Source organism: Stenotrophomonas sp. I18B00994 (genome assembly GCF_014145825.1).
Lineage (GTDB): Bacteria > Pseudomonadota > Gammaproteobacteria > Xanthomonadales > Xanthomonadaceae > Stenotrophomonas > Stenotrophomonas maltophilia.
In genome coordinates this window covers 76,688-95,108 of record NZ_JACIUW010000017.1, presented here as the reverse complement: position 1 = coordinate 95,108, position 18,421 = coordinate 76,688, and the positions used below count along the sequence as shown (strand labels likewise).

Sequence of the window (18,421 nt, the reverse complement as noted above, 5' to 3'; positions counted from 1 at the left end):
GGCCGCTGGCCGGCAACCTAGCAATGCCACCGAAGATCATGAGGATGCCGGCCAGCGGCCGGCACTACCGGAATACCACGCGCTGTTGCGTCAGGCGACGCCCGGCGGACGGGAACGCGCGGCTGCGGCGGTTCTACGGCGAGCCGCCGAAGATCGAAACACGGTAGTGCCGGCCGCTGGCCGGCAACCTGGCAATGCCACCGAAGATCATGAGGATGCGGGCCAGCGGCCGGCACTACCGGAATACCACACGCTGTTGCGTCAGGCGACGCCCGGCGGACGGGAACGCGCGGCTGCGGCGGTTCTATGGCGAGCCGCCAAAGATCGAAACACGGTAGTGCCGGCCGCTGGCCGGCAACCTGGCAATGCCACCGAAGATCATGAGGATGCCGGCCAGCGGCCGGCACTAGATCATGAGGGTGCCGGCCAGCGGCCGGCACTACCGATTGCGAAGGTTTACGGCCCTGGCGGCAAACGCACTTCGAAACGGGCGCCGCCCAGTTCGCTGGAACGGCCGACGGCCAGTTCGCCGCGGTAATCCTTGATCAGGTCCTGCACGATCGACAGACCGATGCCGTGGCCCTGCACGCGCTCGTCGCCACGCACGCCACGCTGCAGCACCTTGCCGATGTCGTCCGGGGCGATACCCGGGCCATCGTCGTCCACCGCCAGCAGCAGGCCTGCGCGGCGCGCGTTCGGTGCCGGCAGCGGCTGCGCGGTCAGCAGCACGCGGCGGTTGGCCCACTTGAAGGCGTTTTCCAGCAGGTTGCCGAGCAGTTCCTGCAGGTCGCCCGGTTCGCCGTGGAAGCGCGCGGCCGGATCGATGTCGAACTCGCACAGCACGCCCTTGGAGGCGTAGACCTTCTCCAGGCCACGCACGATTTCCTCGGCGTTGGACTCGATCGGAAGCGGCGCGGAGAACAGCTTGTGGCCCGACGACGCAGCACGTGCCAGCTGGTACGAAACCAAGTTGTTCATGCGCTGCAGCTGCACGTCCAGCTCTTCTCGCAGCGCGCCATCGCCCGCGCCGCTGTCCATCTGCGTGCGCAGCACCGCAATGGGCGTCTTCAGGCTGTGTGCCAGGTCGGCCAGGGTGTTGCGCTGGCGCTCGAGGTTCTCGCGCTCGCTTTCGATGAAGGCGTTGATGCTGTCGGTCAGCGGTTCCAGCTCGCGCGGGTGGCGCTCGCTCATGCGCTCGGTCTCGCCGCGCTGCACCTTGGTCAGCTCGGTGATCACCCGACGCAGCGGACGCAGGCTCCACTGCAGGATGACGGTCTGCAGCAGCAGCAGGATCAGGCCGATGCCGCCCAGGTAGAACCAGACACGGCCACGGAACACGCGCAGCTGCGCGCCCAACGCGCGCGAGTCTTCCATCACATAGATGGTGTACGGGAATTCGGTGGCCGGGTCGGCGTCGGCGTCCCACACCAGGCCCAGGCCATAGCGGTACACCGAGCCCTGGCTGCCGTCGATCTGGATCATCGGCAGCGGGCCTTCGAACACTTCCTGGCGTGGCGCCAGCAGGCCGCCGCCGACGGTGGGCAGCATCGGGCCTTCGGCGGACATCGAATTGCCCTTGCCGTGCGGCATCACCACCTGCAGGTACAGGCCACTGCCCGGCACGTCGAAGCGCGAATCCGGCGGCTGCTCGCGGATGTACAGCGAGCGGTCGCGGGTGAAGTCGATGCCGGCCGCGTACGCGGTGGCGTAGTTCTTCAGGCGCTCACGCAGGTTCGCCTTCGCCGTATCGGCGAAGGCGGCGTCGAGTGCGTAACCGGCCAGGGCCAGGAACGCGACCAGGCCCACGGACGCGGCAAGCATCTGGCGCGCCTGCAGGGAGCGCGGCCGCCAGCGTCGGAAGAACCACAGACGGCCGGACATCATGGTCTCGCCAGGCTGAGCCGGCTCAGCCCTCGTTGCGCGGAATCGCGAAACGGTAGCCGCGGCCGCGCACGGTCTCGATCGGCTTCAGTTCGCCATCCGGGTCCAGCTTCTTGCGCAGGCGGCCGATGAACACTTCCAGCACGTTCGAGTCGCGGTCGAAGTCCTGCTGGTAGATGTGCTCGGTGAGGTCGGCCTTGGAGACCAGTTCACCGGCGTGCATCATCAGGTACTCCAGCACCTTGTATTCGTAGCTGGTCAGGTCGACATTGCTGCCGGCCACGCTGACGGTCTGCGCAGCCAGGTCCAGGGCGACCGGGCCGCATTCCAGGGTCGGCTTGCTCCAGCCGGCGGCGCGGCGCAGCAGCGCGTTGACGCGGGCCAGCAGCTCTTCAACGTGGAACGGCTTGACCAGGTAGTCGTCGGCGCCCTGCTTCAGGCCTTCGACCTTGTCCTGCCAGCTCGAACGCGCGGTCAGGATCAGCACCGGGAACTTCTTGCCTTCGTCACGCAGGGCCTTGATCAGCTCCATGCCCGACATCTTGGGCAGGCCGAGGTCGATGATGCCGACATCGAACGGAACTTCGCGCCCCATGTAGAGGCCTTCCTCGCCGTCCTGCGCAGCATCGACGGCAAAGCCTTCGCGCTTGAGCCGGGCTGCCAGGGTCTCACGCAGCGGGGCTTCGTCTTCGACCAGAAGGATACGCATGAACTCTCCCTAGTGTCCTGGGTGTGGCCCGGAGGCCTGTGGGGTACGGGTTGATAGCGACAACTATCCCTGTTCAGGGGTTATCGCCGCGTAGTGATGACATATCCGACCGCGGCGTGCGCGGCTGTGAACGCGACGGTGCGGGGTCGTCCATGTAGCGGACCCGGCCCCGGTCGTCCATGTACTTCACCCGGTTGATGTCACGCCCATCGAACGGCACGCGCTCGGCGCCGAGGATGTGGCCGCCGGTGGTGCGCTGCACGCGGCGCACGGCATCGGACAGCGAGCGCTCGTCGCCACGGCCACCGCGCTCGCCCCGCTCCATCATCTCCGCGCGCCCCTGATCGCCGCGCGGCGGCTGTTGCGCCAGCGCCGAAGACAGCGGCGCAGCCGCCAGCACCACGCAGGTGGCCAGGGCAATGCGGCGATGGAAGGGAGCGGAAGACATCGATGCGATCCTAGCCGAGCACGGCGATTCGTTCAAAAGTCGTAAATCCGGGAGCCGGGTTCGGGACCCGGCGCTTTACAAATCCTTTGCAAATTCTTGGTTTGGGGCAGTGAATCCGGTCTGAACTTTTCCGGCCCTGCGCTCGCGTCGTTCATCTAGGTGAACATTCGGGACGAATCGCCGCCCCTTGTCAAGTCAGGACCGTGACCGACGTCACGCCGCGGCGCGATCAGCTTCGCGTTCGGTGACCGCCAAGGCCTGTTCGATCAGGCTCCAGCCGGCGCCCGGGCGGTGTGCGCCCTCGCTCAGCACCTGGCGGAAGGCGCGACCACCGGGCTGGCCATGGAACAGGCCGAGCAGGTGGCGGGTGATGTGCTTCAGCGCCAGGCCTTCGCCCAGCCGCGCCTCGATGTAGGGGCGCATCGCGCGCAGCAGGTCACCACGTGCCTGTAGCGGGGCGCCGGTGTGCAGCGCCTCCAGCTGATGCAGCAGATAGGGGTCGTGATAGGCCGCCCGGCCCAGCATCACGCCATCGACGTGCGCGGCCTGCGCCTGTACCGCCTCGATGCTGGCCAGGCCACCGTTGATCACCACCGGCAGTGCTGGGCGTTCCTGCTTCAGGCGGTAGGCCCAGTCGTACTTCAGCGGCGGAACCTCGCGGTTCTCCTTCGGTGACAGGCCCTTCAGCCACGCGTTGCGCGCATGCACCACCACCATCGCCGCACCAGCGGCGACCTGGCGGTCGACGAAGCTGGCAAACACGTCGTAGTCGTTGTCCTCGTCCACGCCCAGGCGGCACTTCACCGTTACCGGGATGTCGGCCGCATCGACCATGGCCGCCACGCACTCGGCCACCAGTACCGGCTCGCGCATCAGGCAGGCGCCGAAACGCCCGGCCTGCACGCGGTCGGACGGGCAGCCGCAGTTGAGGTTGACCTCGTCGTATCCCCACTCGGCGGCAATGCGCGCAGCCTGCGCCAGCAGGGCCGGATCGCTGCCGCCCAGCTGCAGCGCCAGCGGCTGTTCGCTGCGGTCGAAGCCGAGCAAGCGCTCGCGGTCACCGTGGATGACCGCGTTGGCGTGCACCATCTCCGTGTACAGGCGTGCACCCGGCGCCAGCACGCGATGGAACACGCGGCAATGGCGGTCGGTCCAGTCCATCATCGGGGCAACGGACAGGCGCAGGGAATCAGCGTAACGGGCGGTGGCGGACGTCATCGGGGTGTTGATCGTGGAGACTGGCATTGTCAGTGAGATCAATAGTTTACACCGCTCGGCTGAATGGCGGCGGCTGGCGCCCGGATAGCGCTGGGGCGCCCGGGCCCGAGGGCCGTCCGCAGGCCGGGCGGCGCCACCCCACAATGACGGGCAACCGGTCACAGTTGTCGCGATTCGTTGACGACGACGAAATATTGACGCCGCTATAGTCCGTCGCTCGCAATGGATTGGACGTGTGGAGCAGATGATGCAGCACAAGCGTTTGAGCAGGACCCTCGCCACCGCGCTGGCGGTCGCCGTACTGGCCATCGGCACGGCAACCGCAGCACCGGCGGCCACCGGGCTGAGCCCGGCCTTCACCACCTGCCGTGACAAGGCACAGGGTGCGATCGAGCAGGCCGCCTGCCTGACCTCGGAAAGCGCACGCCAGGACCAGCGCCTGAACCAGGCCTACCGCCAGCTGCAGGCAAAGCTGAGTGGCGCAAAGAAGACCAAGCTGGTGAATGCCCAGCGCGCGTGGCTGCAGTCGCGCAGCCGCGATAGCGAACTGGATACCGCGCTGTACGACGATTCGCAGCCCGGCAACCTGCAGGGCGAGCTGAACGATGTGATGCGCCTGAGCGCGCGTGCCGACCAGCTGCAGAAGTATCTGCAGCTGCTGGACTGACCCTTGAGGGGCAAACCCTCTGACTGCACAAGGATGTAAGACATGCCAACCAACATCGATACCCATGATCTCGATGCCACCTCCGGCGCCGTGTATTTCGCCGTCGGCCGTGGTACCGAAGGGGGTCCCGCCTCCTACCATCTGGCCATCGCCGGCATCACCCAGGGCGTGACCGAACCGCACTGGGGCACAGTGAACAAAGTCGCGCAGAACAGCGGTTACAGCCTGGGCGCGATCCAGGTCGACTTCGGCCAGCGCGGCGAGTGGGCGCTGGGCGCCATCGACGGCCACGCACTGAAGGCGGGCGAGACGACCTATGTCGACGCCGTGATCGATCAGGCCAGCAGCTATGCCAAGGCGCACAACCTGCCGTTCACCCAGGACCACGCCGACCTGCGCCGCGACCTGCTCAGCCACGGCAATGGCCTGAGCGGGCGCAGCTCGATCCAGTTCATCGATACCAACACGCGCGACAGCATCAACGCCTGGGCCGGTTCGGCCGAGGGCAAGCAGTGGATCCACGCGAACATCGACTACCCGCAGGTGCGCAACGCCACCCGGATCGGCATGGCGATGGTGGACGCACACGGCAGCGGCATCGCCGAGGAAAACCGCTTCGAAGCGATCAGCCTGATCGCCAAGACCGCCAACCAGTTGCCCAGCCAGCTGCCCAAGCTGCAGAAGGTGCTGGAAGAAGGCGGTGACTACGAGGCGCTGCGCGCGAAGGCCGGGCAGATCCGCGAGACCTACCAGTACTTCGACGCGCCCAAGGCCGGCGACATCGCCGTGCGCTACGAAAATGCCTACGCCAACAACAAGGACGCAATGGACCGCGCCCATGCCAAGGTCAGCAGCCGCGACTACTCGCCCGCCGGTGAGCACAACGATGCGGACATCATGGTGGCGCTGGACCAGATCGGCGCACCGCGCCAGCAGGCCGGTTCGCAGACGTTGAAGGAAGGGTCCAGCGGCCGTGACGTGCTGAAGCTGGAGAGCAATCTGGTCACGCTGGGCTATGCCAGTGATGGCGGCCAGCAGACGCTGAATCCGGACCGGCGCTTCGATGCCACCACCCGCAAGGCGGTGGAAGACTTCCAGCGCGCACACAATCTGGACCCGGTGGACGGCAAGGCCGGGCCAGCCACGCTGGCCGCGATCGACCGCGACGCGCGCGAACTCCAGGGCAACCTGGCCGCGCTGGGGCTGACCGACGCCAAGGGTCAGGCCATCGGCAGCGACGGCTATCTGGGCGGTGGCAGCCGCCATGCGATCAACGCGTTCCAGCAGCAGCATGGCCTGCCTGCGACCGGCATTGCCGATGCGGAAACCCGCCAGGCGCTGGCCAATGAAGTGCAGCAGCGTGCGCAGGCACAGGGCAACACCCAGGAGCAGCAGGCCGCGGCCGAGCCTGCGCGCGAGACGGTGTACCCGATGTCCGACCCGCGCAGCCCGCAGAACTGGCTGTACACCGAGACCCTGGTGCAGGTGAAGTTCGCCGAGGAAGCGCGTGGCCTGCCCTCCGGCGAGCACAGCGAGAAGCTGGCCGCTGCGCTTACCGTGGAAGCTGCACGTGCCGGCCTGTACCGGGTTGATCGCGTTGAGCTGAACCAGGATGGCTCGATGGCGCGCGCGGTGCAGGCCAATGCGCTGCATGACGAAAGCGCGTTGAACCGCAATACCGCGCCGGTATCGACCGCTGACGCGATGCGCCAGAGCGTGCAGGAGAACAGCGAGCGGGCGTTGCAGGTGAGCGATCAGCAGCGCGAGCAGCAGAAGATCGACCAGCAGACCCAGCAGCACGGCCCGCGGGCCATGATGGCGTAAGAGAGCGGGCCCACGGGCCTGCGAGTGCCATTACCTTGCTCACCCCTCGTCGGCTTGAGGCCGACGGGGGCATTGGTTGAGGTGCGTCGAGGATTGTCGCAAATGCGAGGTCTTGCGCCTCGGAGCGTGCCCACGCTTCGAGGGAGTCGGCCTCGAGGTGTAGCCGATCCGGTTTGATCGCGTCGACGCTTTGACGACAGATAAGTCCGTCCGGAGCTTTCCCTAAGTGGTCAGTACCCGCCATCCATAGGCGGTCTGCTTCTTGAAACACTGCCGCCTCAGGCGGTCAGGTCTCACAGGTGGGCGTCGCGCAGATCAATCTGTACCTTCGGCGTCACGTGCGGGTAATCGAACACCGCACCCAGAGGGCCGGCCGAGGCAAAGAACACCTGCCCACGCACGCGGTAGACCTGCGTGTCACCGGCATCGTAGCGCTGCATATCCAGCATGCGGCCGAGGAGTTCGATGACCATGTTGGCCATGCCCTGGGCGACGAATCCGCGGTCACGCTCGCTGGGCGTCTCGGCGATGTCCTCGACGTTCTGCGACGATGCCGGACAGCGGAAGGCAGCGAAGCATGCCGCCGCTCTACAATCGGGCCATGGCCACCCACCGCCCGCAGTTCTTCGACCCCGCCACCGAACAGGGCGTGCTGCGCCTGTCGATCGCCGCCTCGCTGCTGCTGGCCGCCGCCGCAGTGGTATTCGGCCTGCTGGCCAATTCCTCGCTGATCATCTTCGACGGCATCTACGGCCTGATCGACGTGGTCATGACCTGGCTGTCGCTGCTGGTGGCACGCCTGATCGCGCTGTCCACCCAGACCGACGCGTTGCAGTCGAGGCTCAACCAACGCTTCACCATGGGCTTCTGGCACCTGGAACCGATCGTGCTGGGGGTCAGCGGCACGCTGATGATCGGTGCGGCACTGTATGCCCTGGTCAATGCGGTGGATGCACTGATGTCCGGTGGCCGCCACATCGCACTGGGCCCGGCCATCGCCTTCGCCGGGCTGTCCATCGTCGGCGAAGGCGCGCTGGCCTGGTTCATCCTGCGCGCCAACCGCCGCATCGGCTCGGAGTTCATCGCACTGGATGCGAAAAACTGGGTGATCGCGGCCAGCATGTCAGCCTGCTACCTGCTGGCCTTCCTCGGCGGCGTGCTGGTGCAGGGCACCTCGTGGGCCTGGGTCGGGCCGTACATCGACCCGGCCATCCTCGCCTTCGTCTGCGTGCTGGTGATGATCGCCCCGCTCGGCACCGTGCGCCGGGCGCTGGCCGGCATCCTGCTGGTCACCCCGCCGGAGCTGCAGGCGCACGTGGATGCCGTGGCACGCGCGATCGTGGCCAAGCATGGCTTCGTCGAGCACCGCAGCTACGTGGCGCAGGTGGGGCGAGGCGAGCAGATCGAGCTGTTCTTCGTGGTGCCGGAAAACGACCCGCCGCGGCCGCTGGTGGAATGGGACCAGCTGCGCGACGAGATCGGCGACGCGCTGGGCGAGGCCTCGCCGGACCGCTGGTTGACCATCATGTTCACCACCGACCGCGAGTGGACGATCTAGGCCACCAGGACGATCGATCAAGTTTTTCGTACGCCCTGCAACCCAACGTACGCGGAAACCGGGCAAAGTACGCTCCAACGCACCACCCACCCACCGACCAGGAGCATCCCGATGTCCATCGAAAAGGTTCTGTACACCGCCCAGGCCACCTCCACCGGCGGCCGTGAAGGCCGTTCCGTCTCCTCCGACAACGTGCTGGACATCCAGCTGTCGACCCCGCGCGAGCTGGGCGGCGCCGGTGGCCCGGGCACCAACCCGGAACAGCTGTTCGCCGCCGGCTACTCGGCCTGCTTCCTGGGCGCGCTGAAGTTCGTGGCCGGCCAGGCCAAGGTCGCGCTGCCGGCCGACACCACCGTCACTGGCAAGGTCGGCATCGGCCAGATCCCGACCGGCTTCGGCATCGAAGCCGAGCTGACCATCAGCGCTCCGGGCGTGCCGCGCGAGCAGCTGGAAGAGCTGGTGCAGAAGGCGCACATCGTGTGCCCGTACTCGAATGCCACCCGCGGCAACATCGACGTGACGCTGATCGTTGCCTGATGGGGTGCTGCCGGCCAGCGGCCGGCACTACCAACGTAAAGAGCAAAAAAATGGGCGGATGCCGGTCGAAACCGAACATCCGCCCATCCCACCTTCGTTGTCCCACAGGGGGGCATGAGGTTGCCGGCCAGCGGCCGGCACTACCAGGTCACTTCTCGCTCGTGATGAGCTGCACGACGCTGGAGAAATCCAGCTTGCCGCGGCCGGCCTGGTGGTTCATCGAGTACAGGTTGCGGGCCACTTCGCCCAGCGGAATCGAGGCACCGACACTCATCGCCGCTTCCACCGCCAGGCCCATGTCCTTCAGCATCAGATCGCTGCCGAAACCGCCGCTGTAGCCGCGCGAGGCCGGCGCGTTTTCCAGCACGCCCGGCCACGGGTTGCACACTTCAGTGGCCCAGCTGCGGCCGGTGCTGACCGCCATCATCTGCGACAGCACCTTCGGGTCCAGGCCGTGCGCCACGCCCAGCGCGATGGCTTCACCGGTCACCGCCATGATCACGCCCAGCGCCATGTTGTTGCACAGCTTGGCGACCTGGCCGGCGCCGCTGGCGCCGACATGGAAGATGTTCTTGCCCATCGCCTGCAGCACCGGGCGCGCGCGTTCCAGCGCGTCCTCTTCGCCACCGACGATGAAGGTCAGGGTGCCGGCCTGGGCACCGGCGGTACCGCCGGACACCGGTGCGTCGATCATCTGCAGGCCACGCGCGGCAGCGGCTTCGGAGACCTTGCGGGCGCTGGCCGGGGCGATCGTGCTGCAGTCGATGACCAGCGCACCGGCCGGAATCGCGGCAAGGATGCCGTCGTCGCCCAGGTACACGCCTTCGACATGGCGGCTGGCCGGCAGCATCGAGATCACCACTTCGGCATCGGCCAGGGTGTCGCGTGCCGACGAAGCAGCGCTGGCGCCGGCATCGACGGCGGCCTGCACCGCGGCCGGGACCAGATCGAACACGCGCACGCTGTGGCCGTTCTTGACCAGATTGGCGGCCATCGGGCCACCCATGTTGCCCAACCCGATGAATGCAATGCGGCTCATGCTAGGCTCCTTTCAACAAGGGGAGTACCCAGGTCGGCCAGCGGATGCGCGGCATCGGCCCAGGGGGAAGCGAAGAAGGTGTCGGCCCACGCGCCGGTGGCCTCGGCCAGGGTGGCCGGGTTCCACTGCGGATTGCGGTCCTTGTCGATCAGCAGCGCGCGGATGCCTTCGGCGAAATCACCGTGGGCGGCGCAGTGCAGGGCGACGATGTACTCCAGGCGATAGATCGCGGCCAGGTCCTGGCCGGCACTGCGGCGCTGCAGTTCGTACGCCAACCGTGCCGAACCCGGTGCGCCGGCAGCCAGGGTCTTCTGTGCCGCCTGCAGCCAGGCATCGTCGGTCTGCAGCTTGCTGATGCGGTTGATGATCGCGGGCAGGTCATCGCCCTCGCACAGCGCCTCGACCTGCGCGGCATTGGCCAGCAGCGGGCCGGTGGCGGCATCGCTGGCATGCGACTGCAGCAGATGGGTCAGGCGTTCGTGGTTGTGTGCGGAATCACTGGACCAGGCCACCTGCAGCAGCGCATCGAACACTGCACTGCGGCGCTCTTCGGCCACGTGCACGTCGGCCAGGCCGGCGTAGATGGCATCGCCCGGGTTGAGCAGTGCGCCGGTCAGCGCCAGGAACAGGCCGCCCTTGCCCGGTACGCGCGGCAGCAGCCAGCTGCCACCGACATCGGGGAACAGGCCGACGGTGATTTCCGGGAAGGCCAGCTTGGAACGCTCGCTGACCACGCGGTGGCTGGCGCCGGACATCAGGCCGATGCCGCCACCCATCACGATGCCATGGCCCCAGCACAGGATCGGCTTGGCGTAGGTGTGGATGAGATGATCGACGCGGTATTCGACGTCGAAGAACTCGGCGGCGTAGTCGTTCTCGCGGATGTCGCTGCAGCCGGCCTCGCGGAAGGCGACCATGCTCTTGTACAGGCTGTGCAGGTCGCCGCCGGCGCAGAACGCCTTCTCACCGGCGCCCTGCAGCACCACCATGGCGATGCCGTCGTCATCGGCCCAGGCCTTCAGCTGCTTCAGCAGCAGGTGCGCCATCGGCAGCGAGAAACCATTGAGCGTGCGCGGCGCGTTGAGCGTGGCGATGCCGATGCGCGCGCCGTTGCCGGCCACGCGCTCCTCGAACAGCACCGGTGCGTCGTCGGCAACGGTGTCGGTGCTCATGCGTTCTTCCACTGCGCGGTGCGCTTTTCCAGGAAGGCGGTCACGCCCTCGACCTGGTCGGCGGTGTCGAACAGGTCGACGAAGGCTTCACGCTCGGCCACCAGCGCCGAGGCGTGGGTGCCGGTGCGGGTGGACTGCACCAGGGTCTTGCAGGCGGCGATGCTGGTCGGGCTCTGCTTGCCGGCCTTCTTCGCCCATTCCAGGGCCAGTGCCTTGGCTTCGCCCTTGCCGACCTTTTCTTCGGCCAGGCCAATGCGCAGTGCGGTCTCGGCATTGATGCGCTCGCCCAGCAGGATCATGCGCTTGGCCCAGCCCTCGCCGACCAGGCGCGGCAGGTTCTGGGTGCCGCCAGCACACGGCAGCAGGCCGACGGTGGCCTCCGGCAGCGCGACCTGGGCGTGGTCTTCGATGATGCGCAGGTCGCAGGCCAGCGCGCATTCCAGGCCACCGCCCATGGCGTAGCCGTTGATCGCGGCGATCGACACGCCACGGAAACCGGACAGCGCTTCGAAGGCTTCACCGAAGCGGCGCGCGGCCTCGCGTGCAGCGGCCTTGTCGCCGGAGGCGAACTGGTTGAGGTCCGCACCGGCGGAGAAGAACTTCTCGCCGTCACCGGTGATCACCAGCGCGTAGATGTCGCGGTCTGCGTTGAGCGCGCCCACCAGGTCGCGCAGCGCCGACAGGCTGTGCACGGTCCAGGTGTGCGCCGGCGGGTTGTTCAGGGTGACCACGGCGGTGTGGCCATCCACCTCCACCTTCAGGCCCACGTGCTCCTGGGTACGCCAATCCTTCATCGCAGTTCCTCTTCGGTGTTGAGCAGGTGACGGGCAACGATCACCCGCATGATCTCGTTGGTGCCTTCCAGGATCTGGTGCACGCGGCAGTCACGCAGCAGGCGCTCGATCGGGTATTCGCGGATGTAGCCGTAGCCACCGTGGATCTGCAGCGCTTCGTTGCAGACGTTGAAGCCGGCATCGGTGGCGAAGCGCTTGGCCATCGCGCACCACACGTTGGCGTCGCTGGCACCGGCATCGAGCTTGCGCGCGGCGGTGTGCACCATCTGCCGGGCGGCGACCAGCTGGGTGACCATGTCGGCCAGCTTGAACTGCAGCGCCTGGAACTCGGCCAGCGCCTTGCCGAACTGGCGGCGCTCGCCCATGTAGCGGCGTGCGGCATCCAGCGCACCCTGCGCGGCACCCAGCGAGCAGGCGGCGATGTTGATGCGGCCGCCGTCCAGACCCTTCATCGCCAGCTTGAATCCGCCGCCTTCCTCTCCCAGAAGGTGGCTGACCGGCACGCGGACGTTTTCGAAGGTGATGCCACGGGTGGGCTGGCTGTTCCAGCCCATCTTCTCTTCCTTGCGGCCGAAGCTGATGCCCGGCAGGTCCGACGGCACCGCAATCGCGCTGACACCCCCGGCACCGGGGCCACCGGTGCGCGCCATCACCACCAGCAGCTCGGTGGCACCGGCGCCGGAAATGAAGGCCTTGGAGCCGTTCAGCACATAGAAGTCGCCATCGCGCACGGCGGTGGTCTTCAGCGACGCCGCATCGGAACCCGCACCCGGTTCGGTCAGGCAGTACGAGGCCAGCTTGCTGCCCGAGGACAGATCGGCGCCCCACGCATCGCGCAGGGCCGGCTGGCCCCACTTGGACACCATCCACGAGGCCATGTTGTGGATGCTGATGTACGCCGCGGTCGACGGATCGACGTTGGCGAGCTCCTCGATGACGACGGCGGCGTCCAGTCGGCTCAGGCCGCTGCCGCCCACTTCCGGGTCCATGTACAGGCCGCAGAAGCCCAGTTCACCGGCCTTGGCGATCGCCTCGCGCGGAAAGATGCCCTCCGCATCCCATCGCGCGGCGTGCGGCGCCAGTTCGGCCTGTGCGAAGTCGCGCGCCGCCTCGCGGTACGCCTGCTGCGCTTCTTCCAGTTCCGTCGTCATCGAGTGGCTCATGGCTGCTCCTGCCGTTACTTCAGGCTGATCGTGGTGTTGACGCCGTGGCTCAGCGTCTCGTCATCGAACCAGCGCGCGGTGACCGTCTTGGTCTGGGTGTAGAACAGCACCACCTGCTTGCCGTACGGGCCGAGGTCACCCAGCTTGGAGGCGCGCGAACCGGTGAACGAGAACAGCGGCACCGGCACCGGGATCGGCACGTTGATGCCGACCTGGCCGACGTCGATGTCTTCCTGGAACTTGCGCGCGGCCGCGCCGGACTGGGTGAACAGTGCGGTGCCGTTGCCGTTCGGGTTGCTGTTGACCATCGCGATGGCGTCTTCCAACGTTTCCGCTTCGAGGATGACCAGTACCGGCCCGAAGATTTCTTCCTGGTAGATGCGCATGTCGGTGGTGACACCGGCAAAGATGGTCGGGCCGACGAAGTTGCCCTTCTCGAAACCATCGACCTGCGGCTTGCGGCCGTCGAGTACCAGCTTGGCGCCCTGCTCCACGCCCGAGGCGATCAGGCCTTCCACGCGCTCACGGGCGCTGCAGGAAATGACCGGGCCGACGTCGGTGCCGGACACGGTGCCGGCGCTGACCTTCAACGTCTTGGCCTTTTCGACCAGGTCCTGCACCCAGTTGCGCGCCTCACCGACCAGCACCAGGGTGGAGGCGGCCATGCAGCGCTGGCCCGCGGCACCGAAGGCGGCACCGACCATCGCGTTGAGGGTCTGTTCCTTGTTGGCGTCCGGCAGCACCACGGCGTGGTTCTTGGCGCCCATCATGCACTGCACGCGCTTGCCGGCCAGCGAGGCGCGGTTGTAGACGTGGGTACCGACGCGGGTGGAGCCGACGAACGACACGGCCTTGATGTCCGGGTGGTCGCAGATCGCGTTGACCACTTCCTCGCCGCCGTGGACGACGTTCAGCACGCCCTTCGGAATGCCGGCTTCCAAGGCAAGCTCGACCAGGCGCATGGTGACCATCGGGTCCTGCTCGGACGGCTTGAGGATGAAGGTGTTGCCCGTTGCAATCGCCATCGGGAACATCCACAGCGGGATCATCGCCGGGAAGTTGAACGGGGTGATGCCAGCGCACACGCCCAGCGGCTGCATGATCGTGTAGGTGTCCACGCCATTGGCCACGTTGTTGGCCAGCTCGCCCAGCTGCAGGTTGCCGATGGCGGCGGCGTGCTCGACCACTTCCAGGCCACGGAACACATCGCCTTCGGCGTCCGGCAGGGTCTTGCCCTGTTCGGCGGTGAGGATGTGGGCCAGCTCGCTCATGTTCTCGCGGATCAGCTGCTGGTACTTCAGGAAGATGCGCGCGCGGGTACCGATCGGGGTCTTGCGCCAGGTCTTGAAGGCTTCCTTGGCAGCGGCGACGGCGGCGTCCACTTCGCCGGTGGTGGCGAACGGCACTTTGGCCAGCACGTCCTGGGTAGCCGGATTGATCACGTCCTGCCAGTGGGAGGTGGCCGATTCAACGAACTGGCCATCGATCAGCATGCGGATACGGGGCGCTGCAACAGTCATGACGACAATCCCACGGGGTGCGAAAGATGCTTGGCATTATTCACATCACCCGTCTCGATTTCCGGGCTGAATCCGCTTAATCTGGCCAACACGCCAGACGATTCATGTTAATTCTGTGAATTATTCAGCCACCCAGCGGCAGCTTGGCCTGCGCTTGCTACGGCTGCGCGAGCAACGCGGCTACAGCCAGGTGGACCTGGCCCGCGCCTTGGGCCTGTCGGCCAGTTACCTGAACCAGATCGAGCGCAACAAACGCCCACTCACCCCGGCCGTGCAGAAGAAGCTGGGCGAGGTATTGGGCGATGTTTCCTCACTGTTCGACGAAGATGAGCCCGCTGCCCTGCAGGAAGCCCTGGGCGAGACCCTGCGCGACCTCGGCTTGGCCGAAGTGAGCGCGACCGAGCTGCGCGCCCTGGCCGGCAACCTGCCGCAGGTCAGCCGCGCACTGCTGGACCTGCACCGCCGCCACCTGGCGCTGCGCGAGCATGCCGCCGCGCTGGAGTTCCAGCTGGGCGAGCCCGGTGCCGGCAGCACCCTGCCCGCCGGTGACCAGGTGCGCGAGTTCTTCAACCGCATGCACAACCACATCCCCGAACTGGACGAGCTGGCCGAGCAGCTGTTCGCCGAATGGGGGCTGTCGCCCGGGCATGTGGCACCGCGGCTGCGCCAGCTGCTGGCCGACCGCCATGGCGTGCTGGTGGAAGTGGCCGCACTGCAGGCCGGGCGCGAGAAACGGCAATACGATGCCGATGCGCGGCGGCTGTGGCTGCCCGATTACCTGGAGCCCGGCCAGCAGGCGTTCCAGATGGCGGCCGAGCTGGCCCTTCACGGCTACCTGCCGCAGATCGATGCGGTAGTGGCGCGCGCTGGCTTCAGCGATGAGGCACGCATCGCGCAGGCGCGGATTGGCTTGTCGAATTACTTCGCCGGTGCGTTGGTGATGCCGTACATGCGTTTCCTGCGTGCGGCCGAGACCAGCAGTTACGACATCGAGCTGCTGGCGCACCAGTTCGGCGTGGGCTTCGAAGCGGTCTGCCATCGGCTGAGCACGCTGGCACGGCGCAGTGCGCCCGGGCTGCCGTTCTTCTTCATCCGCGTGGACCGTGCCGGCAACGTGTCCAAACGCCATTCGGCCACCGATTTCCACTTCTCGCAGGTGGGAGGGTCGTGCCCGCTGTGGATCGTCTACGAGGCGTTCAACCAGCCCGGGCGCATCCTCACCCAGACCGCGCGCATGCCCGATGGCCGCCGTCATTTCTGGCTGGCGCGGCAGGTCAGCAGCGGGCCGGTGGGCCATGGCCAGCCACGCAAGACGTTCGCGGTGGCGTTGGGCTGCGACCTGCAGCATGCCGAACGCCTGGTGTATTCGCTGGGGCTGGATGTACAGAGCCCGGGGAACTCGGTGTCGATCGGGCCGGGTTGCCGGGTGTGCCCGCGCGAGGACTGCATGCAGCGCGCGTTCGCGCAGTTGCCGGGGCGGTAGGGTTGGTTCGGCAGGGCTGCGCCCTGCACCTGCTTCAATCCAAGGCAACAGCAAAAGCAACAGCGGGCTTTCCGTGGGATGGCGGGGTGGGTCCGGTGGCGGGGGACGCCGTAGACCCGTCCTTGGGGGCTTGGCCGCGGCATCCATGCCGCGGACACCCCCGCCACCGGACCCACCCCGCCTTCGACAGATCTCCGCGAGCTGTCAAAACGGCATCCTTTGCTGCTGTGGGTAGGTGTCGACCTTGGTCGACACGCTTGATCCACGCCACGCGTGGATGCTCTTCGATGAATGTTCGAAATGCTCGACTTCAACGGGGTTCCATCCACGCATGGCGTGGATCTGCTACCCGGTCAGTAGATCGGCGTCACCTTCATCTGCGGCAGCGGGCGTGGTGCGCCGTCGGTCAGGTCCGGGCCAAGGTCTTCCCAGGTGCGGCCCTGCTCGACCATCTGCGCCCACAGCTGCTGCGAGCCGCGACGCTTGTCGTCCGAGCCCAGCTTGTACGACGGCGGTGCCGGTTCACCCCGGGCGACCATCGAATAGGCCGCGCGGTAGGCCAGCACCTGCTGCGCCGGGTCGTCGGTACGCGCCACTTCCAGCGTGTAGCGCTGGTAGGCCGAGGCCAGGTTGCGCCAGCGGATCCAGTAGTGGTTCTCGAACGAGAACGAACAGAAGCGCGCACCGGCCAGGCTGCCCTTGTCGGCGATGCGGGTCAGCACCTCCTGCGGCATGTCCAGGTTCATGCCGCCTTCGTCGCCCTGCAGGCTGACGTGCACGATGCGGTCGCGGTAGCCCGGCGCGCGCGCCTGCAGCAGATCGCGCCAGTTCTGCATGGTCGCCACCACCGCGAACAGGAAGCGGCCCAGCTCGGCGGCCGCCAGCGGTGTGGCGATCGACTGGTAGGTGCGCTGCCAGCCGTGTCGGTTCTCGGTGGGCAGGAACACCGCGTGCTCCAGCGACTGGCGGCCACTGCTGCCGTGGTTCACCTCTTCAGCGTGCTGCGGGTAGACCAGATTGATGGCGAAGGTCGGCCAGCGCGGCAACGCGGCATCGAACAGATGGATCGGGAAATTGCTGCTGATGCCACCATCGGAGAACCAGCAGATGCGGAAGGCGGTGATCACCGGGCCGCAAGCCTGCCCGGCGCTGGTCAGCCCTTCCATGCTGTCGGCCACGTTGTGCTCGGGGTCGGCCGCCGGCGCGGTCGGCTCGCAGCGTCGTTCGCGGCGTGAGGGTTCATGCAGCGGCACCGCGCTGATCAGCAGCGGGAAGCTCAGGCTCATGCGCGTGGCCACCAGTACCGGCAGCTTCGGGCCCGGCGGCAGGTGGTAGTACTGCCGCCCTTCCACCTCCAGCGGCGGGCCGGCCTGCGTCACCAGCCACTGCACCACGCTGGCCGGGAACAGCTGCTCGAATTCCTCGCGCAGGAACCAGAACTGCGCGCCGCCCAGCGGCAGCGTGCGCGGCTCGTTGTGCGACACGCAGGTGGTGATCATCTGCAGGCTGATCGCATGCGGGCTGTCCGGCTCGCCGGCATAGCGCGGCGCATCGTGCAGGTCGGCGAAGGTGAGCGGTGCATCCAGCGGCTTGCCGGACAACTGCTGCAGGCATTCGTGCAGCCACTCGGTCAGTGCCGGCGTGCGTGCATCGCGGCCGAGGCCGCTGCACAGGCCCAGCAGATTGCGTCGCGCCACGCGTGCCACACGAAGCGCGGCACCGGCCACACCCGCACCGTACGCGCACAGCAGAGACGGCAGCAGCGTGGCCGCCACCCCGCTCCAACCACCGCCCCACCAGCCCAGGCCGAGCAGCAGCGCCAGCGACACCAGCACTTCCAGCGGCGCGATCTCGAACACGGCAACGGCCAGGCACAGCAGCTTGTGCGGCAGGCTGGCATTGCCGGTCAGCACCACCAGCAGGCGATAGGCCGCGCGTGCGCCGCGTGCGGGCTGGAACAGGCTGTAGATGAAGCCGCGCCGCGACAGCTGCGCCGACACCGCCGACAACCCGCCATAGCCTGCATCGCCGGGCAGGTGCTCGCCGGCCTGCTGGCGACGATCACCGCAGGCCGCCGCAGCCGCCACGGCGGCGGCGATGGCGCCGGCCGAAGTGCCGCCGATGCTCTTGAAGCGATACTCGCGCGCCAGCGCCAGTACCGCATTGGGGTACACGATGCCGCTGGTGATGCCGCCTTTCATGACCAGATCGCAGTACTTGTCCGCCACTGTCTTGCCCCCGAGCATGCCGTCCGCCGCGTGGGTGCCAGTATGGCGCAGGGGCTTCTCAGGGCCTGAGAACAACGGCGCAGTCCGCGCACGCAATGCGCCGTTCAGCAGAAAGCACGGCTGCAGGCTTGACCCGCCCCGCCATCGGCGTAGCATCTGCAGCAAGCCAAGGGACAGACC

At 67.3% G+C, this 18,421-nt stretch carries 16 protein-coding genes; 5 read left to right on the top strand and 11 right to left on the bottom strand.

The features are described from left to right. Positions 1–456 precede the first annotated feature (456 nt). From H4O10_RS17065 to dusA, 4 genes are all read right to left on the bottom strand, one after another. The gene (locus tag H4O10_RS17065) at positions 457–1,881 is read right to left on the bottom strand and encodes a sensor histidine kinase (protein WP_032953760.1); all 1,425 of its coding nucleotides are present in this window, start codon (positions 1,879–1,881) and stop codon (positions 457–459) included. 25 nt (positions 1,882–1,906) lie between these two features. Continuing rightward, on the bottom strand, positions 1,907–2,590 hold the full coding sequence (locus H4O10_RS17060; RefSeq protein WP_004136763.1) for a response regulator transcription factor: 684 nt from the start codon (positions 2,588–2,590) through the stop codon (positions 1,907–1,909). Between the two features lie 73 nt (positions 2,591–2,663). Further along, positions 2,664–3,038 carry a hypothetical protein gene (locus H4O10_RS17055; protein ID WP_005407693.1) on the bottom strand — a complete coding sequence of 125 codons (375 nt, stop codon included), beginning with the start codon at positions 3,036–3,038 and terminating at the stop codon, positions 2,664–2,666. Positions 3,039–3,251: 213 nt separating this feature from the next. Then, on the bottom strand, positions 3,252–4,283 hold the full coding sequence (gene dusA, locus H4O10_RS17050; protein ID WP_033833505.1) for a tRNA dihydrouridine(20/20a) synthase DusA: 1,032 nt from the start codon (positions 4,281–4,283) through the stop codon (positions 3,252–3,254). A 220-nt stretch (positions 4,284–4,503) separates the two neighbouring features. On the opposite strand from dusA, the gene H4O10_RS17045 reads away from it, so the two are divergent. Together H4O10_RS17045 and H4O10_RS17040 are read left to right on the top strand one after the other, a co-directional pair. Then, positions 4,504–4,923, top strand: a complete 420-nt coding sequence (locus tag H4O10_RS17045) for a lysozyme inhibitor LprI family protein (protein ID WP_219630397.1) — start codon at positions 4,504–4,506, stop codon at positions 4,921–4,923. A 42-nt stretch (positions 4,924–4,965) separates the two neighbouring features. Continuing rightward, complete coding sequence (locus H4O10_RS17040) at positions 4,966–6,747, top strand: peptidoglycan-binding protein (protein ID WP_049452547.1); 1,782 nt, start codon at positions 4,966–4,968, stop codon at positions 6,745–6,747. A 293-nt stretch (positions 6,748–7,040) separates the two neighbouring features. On the opposite strand, the gene H4O10_RS17035 is transcribed toward H4O10_RS17040, so the two are convergent. Beyond that, positions 7,041–7,220, bottom strand: a complete 180-nt coding sequence (locus tag H4O10_RS17035) for a hypothetical protein (RefSeq protein WP_033833506.1) — start codon at positions 7,218–7,220, stop codon at positions 7,041–7,043. Between the two features lie 104 nt (positions 7,221–7,324). Between H4O10_RS17035 and H4O10_RS17030 the strand changes: the two genes are divergently transcribed. Further along, on the top strand, positions 7,325–8,305 hold the full coding sequence (locus tag H4O10_RS17030) for a cation transporter (RefSeq protein ID WP_005407688.1): 981 nt from the start codon (positions 7,325–7,327) through the stop codon (positions 8,303–8,305). Between the two features lie 111 nt (positions 8,306–8,416). After that, the gene (locus H4O10_RS17025) at positions 8,417–8,842 is read left to right on the top strand and encodes an organic hydroperoxide resistance protein (RefSeq protein WP_014035621.1); all 426 of its coding nucleotides are present in this window, start codon (positions 8,417–8,419) and stop codon (positions 8,840–8,842) included. 148 nt (positions 8,843–8,990) lie between these two features. On the opposite strand, the gene mmsB is transcribed toward H4O10_RS17025, so the two are convergent. From mmsB to H4O10_RS17000, 5 genes are read right to left on the bottom strand one after another with little or no spacing between them, the layout of a single operon-like run. After that, the gene (gene mmsB, locus H4O10_RS17020; RefSeq protein WP_005407687.1) at positions 8,991–9,881 is read right to left on the bottom strand and encodes a 3-hydroxyisobutyrate dehydrogenase; all 891 of its coding nucleotides are present in this window, start codon (positions 9,879–9,881) and stop codon (positions 8,991–8,993) included. Then, the gene (locus H4O10_RS17015) at positions 9,878–11,053 is read right to left on the bottom strand and encodes an enoyl-CoA hydratase/isomerase family protein (protein WP_049452548.1); all 1,176 of its coding nucleotides are present in this window, start codon (positions 11,051–11,053) and stop codon (positions 9,878–9,880) included. Before H4O10_RS17015 ends, mmsB begins: the two co-directional genes overlap by 4 nt. Beyond that, positions 11,050–11,847 carry an enoyl-CoA hydratase gene (locus H4O10_RS17010; RefSeq protein ID WP_005411946.1) on the bottom strand — a complete coding sequence of 266 codons (798 nt, stop codon included), beginning with the start codon at positions 11,845–11,847 and terminating at the stop codon, positions 11,050–11,052. The genes H4O10_RS17015 and H4O10_RS17010 overlap by 4 nt, the downstream gene beginning before the upstream one ends. Continuing rightward, complete coding sequence (locus H4O10_RS17005; protein ID WP_033833499.1) at positions 11,844–13,010, bottom strand: acyl-CoA dehydrogenase family protein; 1,167 nt, start codon at positions 13,008–13,010, stop codon at positions 11,844–11,846. The genes H4O10_RS17010 and H4O10_RS17005 overlap by 4 nt, the downstream gene beginning before the upstream one ends. Positions 13,011–13,024: 14 nt before the next feature. Continuing rightward, complete coding sequence (locus H4O10_RS17000; RefSeq protein WP_012478809.1) at positions 13,025–14,530, bottom strand: CoA-acylating methylmalonate-semialdehyde dehydrogenase; 1,506 nt, start codon at positions 14,528–14,530, stop codon at positions 13,025–13,027. Between the two features lie 115 nt (positions 14,531–14,645). On the opposite strand from H4O10_RS17000, the gene H4O10_RS16995 reads away from it, so the two are divergent. After that, a complete protein-coding gene (locus tag H4O10_RS16995) occupies positions 14,646–16,013 on the top strand; it encodes a short-chain fatty acyl-CoA regulator family protein (protein ID WP_049452549.1) in 1,368 nt (455 codons plus the stop codon). A 353-nt stretch (positions 16,014–16,366) separates the two neighbouring features. Here the strand turns inward: H4O10_RS16995 and H4O10_RS16990 are convergent, their stop codons facing one another. Then, positions 16,367–18,259 carry a patatin-like phospholipase family protein gene (locus tag H4O10_RS16990; RefSeq protein WP_049454250.1) on the bottom strand — a complete coding sequence of 631 codons (1,893 nt, stop codon included), beginning with the start codon at positions 18,257–18,259 and terminating at the stop codon, positions 16,367–16,369. Positions 18,260–18,421: the final 162 nt, after the last annotated feature.

Excerpts from the sequence above, each read along its gene's own strand:
- H4O10_RS17065 (WP_032953760.1), bottom strand. The coding sequence starts at position 1,881 with ATGTCCGGCCGTCTGTGGTTCTTCCGACGCTGGCGGCCGCGCTCCCTG.
- H4O10_RS17060 (WP_004136763.1), bottom strand. The coding sequence starts at position 2,590 with ATGCGTATCCTTCTGGTCGAAGACGAAGCCCCGCTGCGTGAGACCCTG.
- dusA (WP_033833505.1), bottom strand. The coding sequence starts at position 4,283 with ATGCCAGTCTCCACGATCAACACCCCGATGACGTCCGCCACCGCCCGT.
- H4O10_RS17040 (WP_049452547.1), top strand. The coding sequence starts at position 4,966 with ATGCCAACCAACATCGATACCCATGATCTCGATGCCACCTCCGGCGCC.
- H4O10_RS17025 (WP_014035621.1), top strand. The coding sequence starts at position 8,417 with ATGTCCATCGAAAAGGTTCTGTACACCGCCCAGGCCACCTCCACCGGC.
- H4O10_RS17045 (WP_219630397.1), top strand. The coding sequence starts at position 4,504 with ATGCAGCACAAGCGTTTGAGCAGGACCCTCGCCACCGCGCTGGCGGTC.
- H4O10_RS17015 (WP_049452548.1), bottom strand. The coding sequence starts at position 11,053 with ATGAGCACCGACACCGTTGCCGACGACGCACCGGTGCTGTTCGAGGAG.
- mmsB (WP_005407687.1), bottom strand. The coding sequence starts at position 9,881 with ATGAGCCGCATTGCATTCATCGGGTTGGGCAACATGGGTGGCCCGATG.
- H4O10_RS17005 (WP_033833499.1), bottom strand. The coding sequence starts at position 13,010 with ATGAGCCACTCGATGACGACGGAACTGGAAGAAGCGCAGCAGGCGTAC.
- H4O10_RS17000 (WP_012478809.1), bottom strand. The coding sequence starts at position 14,530 with ATGACTGTTGCAGCGCCCCGTATCCGCATGCTGATCGATGGCCAGTTC.
- H4O10_RS17030 (WP_005407688.1), top strand. The coding sequence starts at position 7,325 with ATGCCGCCGCTCTACAATCGGGCCATGGCCACCCACCGCCCGCAGTTC.
- H4O10_RS17010 (WP_005411946.1), bottom strand. The coding sequence starts at position 11,847 with ATGAAGGATTGGCGTACCCAGGAGCACGTGGGCCTGAAGGTGGAGGTG.
- H4O10_RS16990 (WP_049454250.1), bottom strand. The coding sequence starts at position 18,259 with ATGCTCGGGGGCAAGACAGTGGCGGACAAGTACTGCGATCTGGTCATG.
- H4O10_RS17035 (WP_033833506.1), bottom strand. The coding sequence starts at position 7,220 with ATGGTCATCGAACTCCTCGGCCGCATGCTGGATATGCAGCGCTACGAT.
- H4O10_RS17055 (WP_005407693.1), bottom strand. The coding sequence starts at position 3,038 with ATGTCTTCCGCTCCCTTCCATCGCCGCATTGCCCTGGCCACCTGCGTG.